The 12,373-nt window shown below is 40.2% G+C and carries 15 protein-coding genes; 13 read left to right on the top strand and 2 right to left on the bottom strand.

What is annotated here, in order from left to right:
- Window positions 1-79 precede the first annotated feature (79 nt).
- Window positions 80-967: a helix-turn-helix domain-containing protein gene (locus MKY77_RS16955; RefSeq protein WP_339146971.1), complete on the bottom strand. Its 888-nt coding sequence runs from the start codon at window positions 965-967 to the stop codon at window positions 80-82.
- Between the two features lie 421 nt (window positions 968-1,388).
- Here MKY77_RS16955 and MKY77_RS16950 point away from each other — a divergent pair, with 421 nt between their 5' ends.
- From MKY77_RS16950 to MKY77_RS16930, 5 genes are all read left to right on the top strand, one after another.
- Complete coding sequence (locus tag MKY77_RS16950; RefSeq protein ID WP_339146970.1) at window positions 1,389-1,736, top strand: hypothetical protein; 348 nt, start codon at window positions 1,389-1,391, stop codon at window positions 1,734-1,736.
- A 44-nt stretch (window positions 1,737-1,780) separates the two neighbouring features.
- Window positions 1,781-2,017, top strand: a complete 237-nt coding sequence (locus MKY77_RS16945; protein WP_339146969.1) for a hypothetical protein — start codon at window positions 1,781-1,783, stop codon at window positions 2,015-2,017.
- A gap of 231 nt (window positions 2,018-2,248) precedes the next feature.
- Entirely contained in the window at window positions 2,249-2,962 is a 714-nt protein-coding gene (gene sigK, locus MKY77_RS16940) for an RNA polymerase sporulation sigma factor SigK (protein ID WP_010196129.1), read from the top strand.
- A 528-nt stretch (window positions 2,963-3,490) separates the two neighbouring features.
- Entirely contained in the window at window positions 3,491-5,266 is a 1,776-nt protein-coding gene (locus MKY77_RS16935; RefSeq protein WP_339146968.1) for a M3 family oligoendopeptidase, read from the top strand.
- Between the two features lie 189 nt (window positions 5,267-5,455).
- On the top strand, window positions 5,456-6,238 hold the full coding sequence (locus MKY77_RS16930; protein WP_339146967.1) for a phosphatidylserine decarboxylase: 783 nt from the start codon (window positions 5,456-5,458) through the stop codon (window positions 6,236-6,238).
- A 240-nt stretch (window positions 6,239-6,478) separates the two neighbouring features.
- On the opposite strand, the gene MKY77_RS16925 is transcribed toward MKY77_RS16930, so the two are convergent.
- Window positions 6,479-6,619 carry a sporulation histidine kinase inhibitor Sda gene (locus tag MKY77_RS16925; protein ID WP_063560167.1) on the bottom strand — a complete coding sequence of 47 codons (141 nt, stop codon included), beginning with the start codon at window positions 6,617-6,619 and terminating at the stop codon, window positions 6,479-6,481.
- 483 nt (window positions 6,620-7,102) lie between these two features.
- Here MKY77_RS16925 and MKY77_RS16920 point away from each other — a divergent pair, with 483 nt between their 5' ends.
- The 8 genes from MKY77_RS16920 (at window position 7,103) to MKY77_RS16885 (ending at window position 12,315) form a co-directional block, all read left to right on the top strand.
- Complete coding sequence (locus tag MKY77_RS16920) at window positions 7,103-7,618, top strand: YqeG family HAD IIIA-type phosphatase (RefSeq protein WP_339146966.1); 516 nt, start codon at window positions 7,103-7,105, stop codon at window positions 7,616-7,618.
- A gap of 4 nt (window positions 7,619-7,622) precedes the next feature.
- A complete protein-coding gene (gene yqeH, locus MKY77_RS16915; protein WP_339146965.1) occupies window positions 7,623-8,726 on the top strand; it encodes a ribosome biogenesis GTPase YqeH in 1,104 nt (367 codons plus the stop codon).
- 207 nt (window positions 8,727-8,933) lie between these two features.
- Complete coding sequence (gene aroE / locus MKY77_RS16910; protein WP_339146964.1) at window positions 8,934-9,770, top strand: shikimate dehydrogenase; 837 nt, start codon at window positions 8,934-8,936, stop codon at window positions 9,768-9,770.
- Window positions 9,764-10,057 (top strand): ribosome assembly RNA-binding protein YhbY, encoded by a 294-nt coding sequence (yhbY, locus tag MKY77_RS16905; protein WP_339146963.1) that lies wholly within the window; start codon window positions 9,764-9,766, stop codon window positions 10,055-10,057. The genes aroE and yhbY overlap by 7 nt, the downstream gene beginning before the upstream one ends.
- Before the next feature lie 19 nt (window positions 10,058-10,076).
- Window positions 10,077-10,643: a nicotinate-nucleotide adenylyltransferase gene (locus MKY77_RS16900; RefSeq protein WP_339149848.1), complete on the top strand. Its 567-nt coding sequence runs from the start codon at window positions 10,077-10,079 to the stop codon at window positions 10,641-10,643.
- Window positions 10,636-11,214, top strand: coding sequence for a bis(5'-nucleosyl)-tetraphosphatase (symmetrical) YqeK (gene yqeK / locus MKY77_RS16895; RefSeq protein WP_339146962.1), 579 nt, complete (start codon window positions 10,636-10,638; stop codon window positions 11,212-11,214). The genes MKY77_RS16900 and yqeK overlap by 8 nt, the downstream gene beginning before the upstream one ends.
- Complete coding sequence (gene rsfS, locus MKY77_RS16890) at window positions 11,215-11,565, top strand: ribosome silencing factor (protein WP_237663739.1); 351 nt, start codon at window positions 11,215-11,217, stop codon at window positions 11,563-11,565.
- Window positions 11,566-12,315, top strand: coding sequence for a class I SAM-dependent methyltransferase (locus tag MKY77_RS16885; RefSeq protein WP_339146961.1), 750 nt, complete (start codon window positions 11,566-11,568; stop codon window positions 12,313-12,315).
- Window positions 12,316-12,373: the final 58 nt, after the last annotated feature.

The following is a 12,373-nucleotide window of genomic DNA, read 5'->3' as shown; positions in this document are numbered from 1 at the left end:
CATACAACCGGGAAAAGAGCCCGACAGAAAGGATGTTAGTTAATAAATACGAAGAAGCAACAAAGCTTACGAAAAAACCTTAATCAATAAGAATAGATAATTCATCAATTTTTTCCTTAATATGTTTAACAAACACCTTGTTTTCCTGAATCATAAAAATTTGAATGGATTTGTTATAGTATTCAATGGCAATATCATGATTCAGTAGTAGACTATAATTGTACCCGATATGGTAGTAAAGACTACCAAGCGCATACATGCTATTATGTTTTACACACCATTTTATTGCCTCTTTACAAGACTTAGTTGATTCTTCTAGCATATTAAGTCTAGTTAAGGTTTTTGATTTATTGTATAAAATTTTGATTTTAATTGTAGGGTCATGATGATAAGGAATTTTCATATAACTTTCTATAGCGTAATTGTATATATTTAATGCTTCTTCATAAGCTTTAGTCTCAAAATGAATGATGGCGAGACTGTTTAGTATCTCAATTTCTCTCTCTCCCATTAGTTTTGAAGTCATTTTTGTCAGGTCAAGAGCACTTTGTAAAAGTTTTAATGCCTCGCGTTTATTTCGTTTTAAATGGTATATGCAAATCCCTTCTGTCCATAGGAGGAATTGCTTATTTTTTCGGTTGTTAATAAACAGAGGATTTTTCTTTTCGTTTTCTACAATAGTATAGACTTCCTCATATTCATTGCGGTGGAGCAACTCTCTTACTTGTGTAAACACCTCTTTGATATAGGATAATTGAGGATTAGTTGCTAAATCATAAAAATAATTTATATCCACCCCAAGCCTTTCTGCTATATAATATAAAGTGTTAGCAAGAGGAAACACTTCCCCTTTTTCAATTTTACTGATTTGTGATTGTGTACATATCCCCTCACTTAACTCCGCTTGTGATAAGTTTAGTGCAGATCGCAGGATTTTTATTTCTTTTCCAATTAACGAAAAATCCACAATATATCACATCCTTACTAATAAAATATTCCTAGAGTTATAATCTGAAATGAAAAACGTAGAAAACAGAAGGAAATCATTGTTTTCTTCTAGTAAACCTCAAATTATGAAGAAATAATGATTATTATAAATAGTGTAAAATACTTATATAACATAAATTGATAATAACAGAAAAAATTGAGAGAAAGAGGTTATGATGATGAAAAGGTTTCTAATCACATTCTTAGTCGTTACTATTACTTTATTTGGAGCAAGTGCTGTTTCTTCTCATGTAACCACTTCGGATGATGTTAAAACAAATGAACTACCATCTATACACTGATTAATTTTAAACTTAAGTATCAAATTTCTGTCAAGTCAACAATATGTACAACAAATTTTTTATAATCTGATTAAATAAAATTAGAAAGAGGTAATGAAGATGAAAAAGTATTTTCTCTCCGTATTAGCAATCTCTTTAATTGGTTTAGGGGCAAATGCTGTTACTTCTCATGCAAAAACTACTGGCAGTGAAGAGTTACCACCGATCCATATGGAATTGCCTCCAATCCACATGGCGAAACAAGTAAGCGAACTACCACCAATTCATATGGAATTACCACCAATCCACATGGGGAAACAAGTTAGCGAATTACCACCAATTCACATGGGGAAACAAGTTAGCGAATTACCACCAATTCATATGGAATTGCCTCCAATCCATATGGGTGCGTTAGTAAGCGAATTACCATCTATTCATAAGAAAGAATTACCGCCAATTCACATGTAAATCTATATTTAGATAAACTACTCTATTAAAGGAAGGTTGATATCATGTCAGCGACAAGTACGAACACTTTTGAGCTTACTTGCTTTTGGTTTATCGTAGTAGATCGTGAGCAAAAGGCACGTAGGCATTACCGGGTTGCCCAGCTTGTGGATTACAAAAATAAAACATATGCAGAAGTCTCTAAGTGGTTTGAAACTTTGTTTCAAGAGTACAGTGTAGTCAAAGTGGGCAAAGGTACCATCCCTTCCAAGTTGAAAAAATACCCGTATATTCAATACTAAGATCTTCCTACTTCGCTAGGAAGATTTTTTTGTGCTTTAGGTTGAACATTTGTTCCTATTGAAATTGTACCATTAATCGTCAGAATTGGCACATTATTTATGTTTTCTAGGAATAGTTTGTATGACACTTAATTTTGGATTTATTTTGAAGTGTACTTGCACACGTAAGCCTTTTTCTACATAAGAATTATTACTAGGCTCTTGCCTAAGCATTTCTATGGAGGTGAAAGTGTGTCAAGCATACTAGCATCGGTAGGATACTTAATCAAAGAACTTGTTTTCCTAGTTTCTTATGTCAAGAACAATGCATTTCCACAACCATTGTCATCTGGGGATGAAGCGAAATATCTGAAATTGATGGCAGAGGGGAATGAAGAGGCAAGGAATCTACTTATTGAACATAACTTGCGGCTTGTGGCACATATTGTAAAAAAATTTGAAAATACCGGGGAAGATTCGGAAGATTTGATTTCCATCGGGACAATCGGGTTGATCAAAGCAATTGAAAGTTTTCATTCAGGAAAGGGGACAAAGCTAGCGACCTATGCAGCTCGTTGTATTGAAAATGAAATATTGATGCATCTCAGGGCTTTAAAGAAAACAAAGAAGGATGTCTCGTTGCATGATCCGATTGGTCAAGACAAGGAAGGGAACGAAATTAGTCTGATTGACGTATTGAAGTCGGAGTCCGAAGATGTGATAGATACCATCCAGCTAAATATGGAGCTTGAGAAGATCAAGGTGTATATTGATGTGCTTGATGAAAGAGAGCGTGAGGTGATTGTGGGACGTTTTGGTCTCGACTTGAAAGATGAGAAGACGCAGCGGGAAATCGCCAAAGAACTTGGTATCTCTAGAAGTTACGTCTCTCGGATCGAAAAGCGGGCCCTCATGAAAATGTTCCACGAATTCTATCGGGCTGAAAAAGAAAAGAAAAAACAATAGAATCTACCATTAAACCCCTTGGTTGCAAACAGCTCCAAGGGGTTTCGACGTGAAAGGGGGAATTCCTTTAAGGGTCTGACCCCTCTCTGAAATTTAATCCCCCAGTAACCGAAATGTAATGAACAAATCTAAATTATTTGCCGGTTTCTCCGCGTTTGCCCTGTCTCTTTTTTGGGATGTGCATATGGTAGTAGTGTAGATACCTAGTTGGGAAAGGGGTGTTGGTATGTACGGGTACCCTGGGTTTGGTTGTTGTCCTCCGCCATATCCTGGACCATATGGACCTGGATTCTATGGTGGATGGGTGTATGGCCTTCTGGTAATTCTGTTTATCTTGTTGCTTATCGGCGGCGCTTATTATTGTAAAAATCACCTTTTTAGATAAGCTTATGCATTCGGGCATAGGCTTTTTTTAATCAAAAATTTCGTAATACGAAAATTACGCATATCAAATAGTTTGGAATTGTAGAAATATTTACACACTTCGGTTATAATGAAACCATAATGCCAAAAGGGGGACATTACAACGTGACGACTAAAACTTATAGTGAAACTTGGGACTTAGAAGTATTTTTCCAAGGTGGAAGTAACTCAAAAGAATTTCATACATATCTATCTGAAATCCAAACAGAATTAGAACAGTTCGAACAACAGATCCAACAATTTTCTACGGACTCTCTGGAAGACGTACTGACTTCCTACGAAAGTGTTGTGAAAAAAGTGGTACAGGCATCCGCATTCATCAGCTGTCTTCTTGCACAGGATGTCAAGGATAAGTCCGCTTCCCAACTGCAAGGGAAAGTGGCACAACTACATGCGAAGTTGCAAGTCCAGTTAGGCGCTTTGGATGAGAAACTAGTGGGAATAGATGAAGTATCGTGGTCAAAGCTTATTCAAAAAGATGTTTTTCAGCCACTGGAATACGTTTTAAATGAAAGAAGACGCAGAGCGGGAGATAAACTGCCGGCTGCGCAGGAAAAATTGATAACATCCCTAGCAGTGGATGGCTATCATGCCTGGGGTAAGCTATATAATTCTATTGTCGGTACCATTAAAATCCCTGTAGAAGAAAATGGGGAAGTAAAAGAACTGTCAGTAGGACAAGCACAAAATCGCTTTTCAAATGGCGATCGTGAAGTCAGGAAAAAAGTATCAGCCGCATGGAAAAAGGCTTGGGAAGGACAAGCGGAAACTATTGGAGCGGCTTTAAACCATCTTGGAGGATTCCGTTTGCAAGTATATGAGCAACGCGGTTGGGATTCTGTGTTGAAAGAACCACTTGAAAACAATCGGATGAAACAGGAAACACTTGATATGATGTGGCAGGTTATCACTGACCATAAAGGTACTCTGAAGAAATATCTTGAGCGCAAGGCCGAGCTTTTAGGTCTGGAGAAGTTGAATATGTATGATGTGTCCGCTCCTCTATCTGCTGAAGAAACCATTCTGTCCTATCAGGAGGGGGCGGAATTTATCATAGAACAATTCTCCAAGTTCGGTCCGGAGCTCACAGAATTCACGAAACAATCATTTGAAGATCGCTGGATTGAAGCGGAAGATAGAGCGGGGAAACGCCCTGGCGGCTTCTGTACAAGCTTCCCTGTATCTGGCCAATCTAGAATCTTTATGACTTATTCCGGTACGCTGTCCAATGTCTCCACATTGGCTCATGAGTTGGGTCATGCATTCCATCAGCATGCTATGCATGGAGTGCCGACATTAAACCGCTTCTACGCAAGCAATGTGGCGGAAACGGCGTCCACATTCGCTGAAATGATTGTGGCGGATGCAGCTGTGAAGTATGCAAAGGACGAACAAGAGAAGATTTCCCTTCTAGAAGATAAGATTCAACGCAGTGTTGCATTCTACATGAATATCCATGCCCGCTTCCTGTTTGAAACAAGATTCTACGACGAGCGTAAACATGGCCTGGTAAGTGTGGAAAGACTGAATGAGTTGATGGTAGAGGCACAAAAAGAGGCTTATTGTGATGCGTTGGGAGAATATGATTCGACGTTCTGGGCTTCCAAAATGCACTTCTTTATTACTCAAGTTCCTTTCTACAACTTCCCGTACACATTTGGTTATTTGTTCTCATTAGGCATCTATACACAAGCATTGGAAGAAGGAACTAATTACGAAGAGAAATATATCGCTCTATTAAAAGACACTGCGTCCATGACAGTGGAAGATCTCGCGATGAAGCACCTTGGCGTCGATCTGACACAACGTGACTTCTGGGAAAAGGCGGTAAAAAAATCCCTGGAAGACGTCGAGGAATTTTTACAACTAACAAATAAATAATAGAAGTAAAGAGGAATTTCCGCATAAAGGAGATTCCTCTTTCTTTGTAGGTGGCAGTCTCAACTAAAAATTATTAGTGTAGTGGCGGGTCAAATGTTATAATATCACTCATGGAGTCAAGTTGACGGCAGATAAAATGGAAGAAACCAACCTTTTATATAGATAGAATCAAACTTGGAGGAATGCAAATTGTTGAAAAATGTGTATAGATTATCCATTGAATTGACAAATCATAAATTGTCATCAATGGCAGTAAAGCGTTTTGCCAGTTCTAAGCTGAGCAAGCGGTTTATCCCATCTTTCGCGAAGGTATATAATATTAACACCGAAGAAATGCAGGAGAAGATAGATTCATTTCCAACCCTACAGCAATTTTTCATTCGGAGTCTTAAGCCAAATGTAAGACCAATCGACTCTAGTAAGAATTCAGTAGTGAGCCCAGTTGATGCGGTGGTAGAAAAGACAGGCGCCATTACAGATGATCTTCTTCTTACCGCGAAGGGCATTGACTATTCTGTTGGGGAAATGTTATCGGACCCAGATCTGGCTCAAAAGTATATGGGTGGATTCTACATGGTGCTCTATTTGAGTCCAAGCCACTACCATAAAATCCATACACCTATATCAGGAATTGTCACGAAGCAATGGACACTTGGTGGAAAATCATATCCTGTTAATCAGATGGGACTTAAATATGGGAAGGAACCTCTTGCCAAAAATTATCGCCGATTAACAGAAATTGAAAACAGCGGTAAACATGTTGTTGTCGTGAAGGTCGGGGCGATGTTTGTCAATAGTATTGAATTGACACATAAAAGCGAACAACTTGTTAAAGGAGAAGAAATGGCCTATTTCTCTTTTGGTTCGACTGTCATCTTGTTGTTTGAAAAGAACGGTTTTGTAATGGATGAAATGATTAAGGAAAAAGAAGAGGTCCTGGTAGGACAAAAGATTGGAACGTGGCTAAGCTAGTGGAGGCACTAGCTTTTCTTTTTTAAAAAAGGGTTTGTTAAATGGCGCTGTTACTCTTCCAAAGGCTTCGCTTATCCATGAGCCTCCTCGCAACATTTTAGGGTTCTAAAGGGTGTCGCTGTCGCTATTCTCTCGCTGGAGTCTATGCCTTTTGCTCCAAGCAACAGCTAGAAACCTTATCATTATCAATACCTAGCTTTGACAGAGCTAATAAAAAAAGAACCGGGATGTCCGGTTCTTTTAGGAAGTTGCTTTGATTTTATAGCTGAGGGAACGGCGTTTAATCTCTAATTCGATCAGTAGAATAAAATCATGACTTAATTTCAATTCCGTAGCTTTGTGATAGGATTCCAGTAAAAGTTCATCAGAAAGTTTTCTCATCAGATTGGCCTCTGCCCTACACCTCCTAGTGTTTCGTCACTATGTATTGTCCGATTTTATTATGTGTGTTTGTCAGTTCTAGTTTCTATAAGATGATCATATAATGGTAGTTTCGCTTGTTTGTATGATAACTCTACCACGTATTTTTTCGTAGAACAACCGTTCTGTTATCCACAATTAACAGTGGATAACATGTGGGTAAACTGTTTATAATTACCAGTAATTGAGGTAGGACACACTGTATAATGTAGATAAGTTTATCCACAGGTGTTGAAAACGTCAGGAATTTGTCGAAAAATTTTTATTTTCAACACTTTTTATAAGAAGTTTGATGCAAGCTAACACTATAAATATCTATAATTTGCTTAACATGGACATGGAATTTAGGTAAGATGGTAAAGTATTTAATGGATAAGGGAATTCATTTCTGTACAATAACACGGTTACATAGCCGAATAATAGAACCAATAGAGGGTGATTTGAATGTTTAAATATTTTCTGCCTGCACAACACGTAAAAAGCGTGTTTGAGATAAAACCGCAAGAGTTGAAGGAAAAAGGAATCAAAGGTATCATTACGGACCTTGACAATACATTAGTTGAATGGGACCGACCAGAAGCCACACCAGCGTTGATAGAATGGTTCAAGGGAATGCAGGAAGTCGGCATCTTGGTAACAGTAGTTTCTAACAATAAATTAAAAAGAGTGAAGATGTTTTCTGATCCGTTAGGTATCAACTATATCTACGGTGCAAGAAAGCCCATGAGACGAGCATTCAGAAGGGCACTTAAAGATATGAAGCTTCAAAAAGAAGAAGTGGTGGTAATCGGTGACCAGCTTCTGACAGACGTATTGGGAGGCAATCGCCTAGGATTGCATACAATTCTTGTTGTCCCAGTAGCACAGACGGACGGGTTTGTAACAAAGTTTAACCGCAAAGTGGAAAGGCGTATCCTTTCTTGGATGAAACGAAAAGGTATGATTAATTGGGAGGACTAAAAACATGGAAGAACAAGTAGTATGTATCGGCTGCGGTGTTGCCATACAGACAGACAACCCGAAAGAGTTGGGGTATGCCCCTCCTTCTTCATTAGATAAGGAAGCGATCATCTGTAAGCGATGCTTTCGCTTGAAGCATTACAATGAAATACAAGATGTTTCTCTGACAGATGACGACTTTATTCGGATATTGAATTCAATCGGACAAACAAAAGGACTTGTCGTGAAGATTGTTGATATCTTTGATTTTGACGGAAGCTGGTTGCCTGGTTTGCATCGCTTTGTAGGTAACAACAAAGTGTTGCTCGTAGGAAACAAAGTGGACCTTTTGCCTAAATCCGTCAAGCCGAATAAGGTAATTAACTGGATGAAGCAGGCCGCCAAAGAGCTCGGGCTAAAACCAGAAGAGGTTTTCCTTATCAGTGCTGATAAAGGGACAGGTGTAAAGGATCTGGCTCAGGCCATCGAAGAATACCGTGCAGGTGAGGATGTATATGTGGTCGGCTGTACGAACGTTGGTAAATCTACTTTCATCAACCGGATTATCCGTGAATTCTCAGGGGAGAAGGATGTTATCACGACCTCGCAGTTCCCAGGTACCACTCTCGATCTTATCGATATACCATTGGACAACGGATCTTCTCTGTACGATACACCTGGGATCATTAACCGCCACCAAATGGCACACTTTATAGATAAAAAGGAATTGAAAGTGATTTCCCCTAAAAAGGAAATCAAGCCGAAAATCTTTCAGTTAAATGAAGGGCAAACCTTGTTCTTTGGAGGATTGGCTCGTTTTGATTATGTAAAGGGTGGTCGGAATTCCTTTACTTGCTATGTATCCAATGATTTTTACATTCACCGGACGAAACTTGAGAATGCAGAGCATGTATACAAGGAGCATCTTGGTGATTTGCTGCAACCACCTGGTAAAAACTTTGTAGAAGATTTCCCGGAACTTGTAGCCCATGAATTTACAATAAAAGGTGAGAAAACGGATATTGTCTTCTCGGGTCTGGGCTGGGTGACAATTAATGAACCAGGAATCAAAGTGGTCGCTCACGTACCGAAAGGCGTAGGCGTGATGGTACGTAAATCCTTGATCTAACTGAAAACCCAATAACTTATCTTTTATAAATTTCTAGCTGTTGATTGGAGCAATAGGCGAAGACTCCTGCGGGGGGATAGCGACAATCTTGAGACCCCGCAGGGCGTAGCCCGAGGAGGCTCAAGGTCGCCCCGTGGAAAGCGTAGCCGTTTGCGGAAATCAACAGTGGCATGAATAAAACCTTAATGTAAATGGAGGGAGGCAGTGATGAAAAAACTATACGGAGTGATAGGTGCTCCCATTGAACATTCCATGTCTCCACTTATCCATAATGATGCATTCCTGCAATCGGGCTACAATGCCCATTACCACGCTTTTCATATTGAGCCGAATGATTTGAAATCAGCAGTGGATGGAATGCGGGCATTGGGTGTGAGCGGCTTTAATGTCACTATTCCCCATAAAGAAGCTATCATCCCCTTGCTTGATGAAGTTGATGAAGCAGCAGGACGTATTGGAGCTGTCAATACGGTAGTTAACAAGGATGGGGTACTTATTGGTTATAATACCGACGGCAGGGGATATGTGGAAGCATTGAAAGAAGTAACGAAGCTGAACAATAAGCGCATTCTAATAATTGGGGCAGGAGGTGCGGCAAGGGCGATTTTCTATACTTTGGCTCAAGAACAAGGCATTCAAATCGATCTGTATAACCGCACCGCTTCCAAGTCGGCTGATCTGATACAGGAATTTTTGCTGGACCATCTTGCCGAGAGCATAACGATGGAAGAAGCCATTGAAAGGCTTGAAGTCTATGACGTGGTCATTCAGACTACTTCTGTCGGGATGTTTCCACATACGGAAGACTCCCCTTTGCCCTTGAAAGCAATCAAGCAAGGTGCCGTATTCAGTGATATTATCTATAATCCTTATGAAACAAAACTATTGAAGGGTGCTAAAGCGTTAGGTGCTGTGACACAGAATGGTGTTCACATGTTTGCCTATCAGGCTGCACTTGCATTTGAACATTGGACAGGCCATTTTCCCGATACAAACAGAATGAAGAATTTAGTGAAAGAACAACTAGGAGGAATATCATGTTAACTGGTAAACAAAAAAGATTTTTACGCGCAGAGGCGCATCATTTAGATCCGATTTTCCAAGTTGGAAAAGGCGGAGTGAATGAAAATATGACAAAGCAGATCTCAGAGGCTTTGGAAGTGAGAGAGTTACTTAAGGTCAGCGTACTTCAAAATTGCGATGAAGATCGTAAAGTGGTTGCAGAAGATCTTGTTGCCGGTACAAAAGCCGAGCTTGTACAAGTGATCGGCAGTACCATTATCTTGTACAAGGAATCTAAGGAAAACAAACAAATCGTATTACCAAGATAAATCGGATGGAGGGATCATGATGAGGAAAGTAGGCATTATTGGCGGTACATTCGATCCACCTCACTTAGGCCACCTCTTGATAGCCAGTGAGGTGAGACAGAAGTTGTCTCTCGATGAGATCTGGTTTATGCCTAACCATATCCCTCCCCATAAGCAAAAAAAAGATATTACACCGACGGAAATCAGGGTTGAAATGCTTAAAGCCGCTGTGGAATCCAATGCAAGTTTCAAGGTGGAAACCATTGAGCTTCAGAGGGAAGGTCCCTCTTATACATATGATACAATGTTGTTATTAAGGGAAAGAAATCCGGATTCAACCTTCTATTTTATCATAGGGGCGGATATGGTAGAGTACTTGCCTAAATGGCACAACATAAAGAAGCTGTTGGAGATCGTCACCTTTGTGGGCGTGAAACGGCCGGGGTATTCTTTCACTTCGGAATATCCTGTGCTCGAGGTGGAGACACCCCAAATGGACATCAGCTCCACATTGATCCGCAAGCGGGTTCAACAAGGATGGACTTCTCAATATCTAGTGCCTGAGAAGGTAAAAGAAATGATAGAGGGGAAACGCCTATATGAATAGAGATAAAGCATTAAGAGTGGTGAAGGATCAACTGACCGAGCGCAGATATGTGCATACTCTCGGGGTGATGGAAACGGCAATCAAATTAGCAGAAATTTATAAGGTTGATGTTGGGAAAGCAGAACTTGCCGCCATCTTCCATGATTACGCGAAATTTCGGGACAAAGAGGAAATGCGGCAAATCATTATCAATCAAAAAATGCCACAGGATCTCTTGCAGCATCATGATGAACTTTGGCACGCCCCGGTGGGAGCCTATCTGGTGGAAAATGAGGTCGGTATTACCGACCATGAAGTACTAGAAGCAATAAGATGCCACACATCGGGGAAAATAAATATGAGCCCCTTGGATAAGGTGCTTTTTGTAGCCGATTATATCGAACCTGGCAGGGATTTTCCTGGAGTAGAACAGGTTCGGGAATCCGCCATGAATTCTCTTGATATCGCTGTCATACAGGCAATGAAAAACACGATCACTTTTTTATTGAAACGAAATCAGCCCATCTACCCTGATACATTTCACGCCTATAACGATATGACCATGAAGGTTAAAGAAAGGAAGTTAACATAAATGTCTAAAGAATTATTACAGCTTGCGGCAAAGGCTGCAGATGATAAACGTGCAGAAGAATTGGTTGCTTTAAATATGCAGGGTATCTCCCTTGTGTCAGATTATTTCTTGATCTGTCACGGTAACTCCGATAAGCAGGTCCAGGCAATCGCACGTGCGATAAAAGAAACGGCAGATGAGAACGGTCAGCATGTAAAGAGAATGGAAGGCTTTGATGAAGCTCGCTGGGTCCTCGTTGACCTTGGGGATGTAGTGGCCCATGTATTCCATAAAGATGAGCGCGGCTATTACAACTTGGAACGTCTTTGGGGAGATGCTCCGCGCGAGGACATTCAAATCGAGTTAACATAAATGGCTTACGGACAATTTGCCTATATTTATGACCAATTGATGCAGGATGTTCCCTATGAAAAATGGGTGTCATTTGTGCAGGCAATGAAAAATCAACATCTTCCTGCGGATTCCAAGGGGTTCTCAGTGGTGGATGTTGGATGCGGCACAGGTGAGCTTGCCATTCGGTTTGCTAAAGAAGGCTGGGAAGTGGCAGGAGTGGACCTTTCAGAAAGCATGCTGGCCATTGCTTATGAAAAGGCAACCGAAGCTGGGGTTTCCATACCTTTTTATGAGCAGAACATGGCAGAGCTTGATGGATTCCAAAACGTCGATTGCATCACTATTTTCTGTGATTCCCTGAATTATCTTGAATCAGAAGACGATGTCAAAAGAGCCTTCTCAGCTGCCTATAAACAGTTAAAAGAAGGAGGGCTTCTATTATTCGATGTGCATTCCCTCTACAAAATGACACAAGTATTCATGAATAACACTTTCACCAGTGCAGAAGAGGATGTTGCCTACATATGGAACAGCTTCCCCGGAGAGCATCCGAATAGTGTCGAACATGAGCTTTCTTTCTTCGTTCAAGAAGAAACAAACCAGTATACACGGTTTGATGAACTCCATTTCCAACGGACTTTTCCTGTGGAGACCTATAAAAAGTGGCTAGAAGAAGTGGGGTTCACCATCTTATCGGTAACTGGAGACTATTCCACTGAACATTTAGCAGAAAATGCAGAAAGAATATTCTTCACCGCAAAAAAATAGGCTTCCCCTTTAGGGAAACCTGTTTTTTGCGTTTAACGGAAAAAGTTGAAAAAACTTA

This window comes from Sutcliffiella sp. FSL R7-0096 (assembly GCF_038595065.1).
In the GTDB taxonomy this organism is placed as follows: Bacteria; Bacillota; Bacilli; order Bacillales; family Bacillaceae_I; genus Sutcliffiella_A.
The sequence above is the reverse complement of the archived record's forward strand: the minus strand, read 5'-3'. Positions and strand labels throughout refer to the sequence as shown.

What these genes read in the sequence shown, in the direction of transcription:
- yhbY (WP_339146963.1), top strand. Translation starts at nt 9,764, where the DNA reads ATGTTAACTGGTAAACAAAAAAGATTTTTACGCGCAGAGGCGCATCAT.
- aroE (WP_339146964.1), top strand. Translation starts at nt 8,934, where the DNA reads ATGAAAAAACTATACGGAGTGATAGGTGCTCCCATTGAACATTCCATG.
- MKY77_RS16925 (WP_063560167.1), bottom strand. Translation starts at nt 6,619, where the DNA reads ATGAGAAAACTTTCTGATGAACTTTTACTGGAATCCTATCACAAAGCT.
- MKY77_RS16950 (WP_339146970.1), top strand. Translation starts at nt 1,389, where the DNA reads ATGAAAAAGTATTTTCTCTCCGTATTAGCAATCTCTTTAATTGGTTTA.
- yqeK (WP_339146962.1), top strand. Translation starts at nt 10,636, where the DNA reads ATGAATAGAGATAAAGCATTAAGAGTGGTGAAGGATCAACTGACCGAG.
- rsfS (WP_237663739.1), top strand. Translation starts at nt 11,215, where the DNA reads ATGTCTAAAGAATTATTACAGCTTGCGGCAAAGGCTGCAGATGATAAA.
- MKY77_RS16920 (WP_339146966.1), top strand. Translation starts at nt 7,103, where the DNA reads ATGTTTAAATATTTTCTGCCTGCACAACACGTAAAAAGCGTGTTTGAG.
- MKY77_RS16945 (WP_339146969.1), top strand. Translation starts at nt 1,781, where the DNA reads ATGTCAGCGACAAGTACGAACACTTTTGAGCTTACTTGCTTTTGGTTT.
- yqeH (WP_339146965.1), top strand. Translation starts at nt 7,623, where the DNA reads ATGGAAGAACAAGTAGTATGTATCGGCTGCGGTGTTGCCATACAGACA.
- MKY77_RS16900 (WP_339149848.1), top strand. Translation starts at nt 10,077, where the DNA reads ATGAGGAAAGTAGGCATTATTGGCGGTACATTCGATCCACCTCACTTA.
- MKY77_RS16885 (WP_339146961.1), top strand. Translation starts at nt 11,566, where the DNA reads ATGGCTTACGGACAATTTGCCTATATTTATGACCAATTGATGCAGGAT.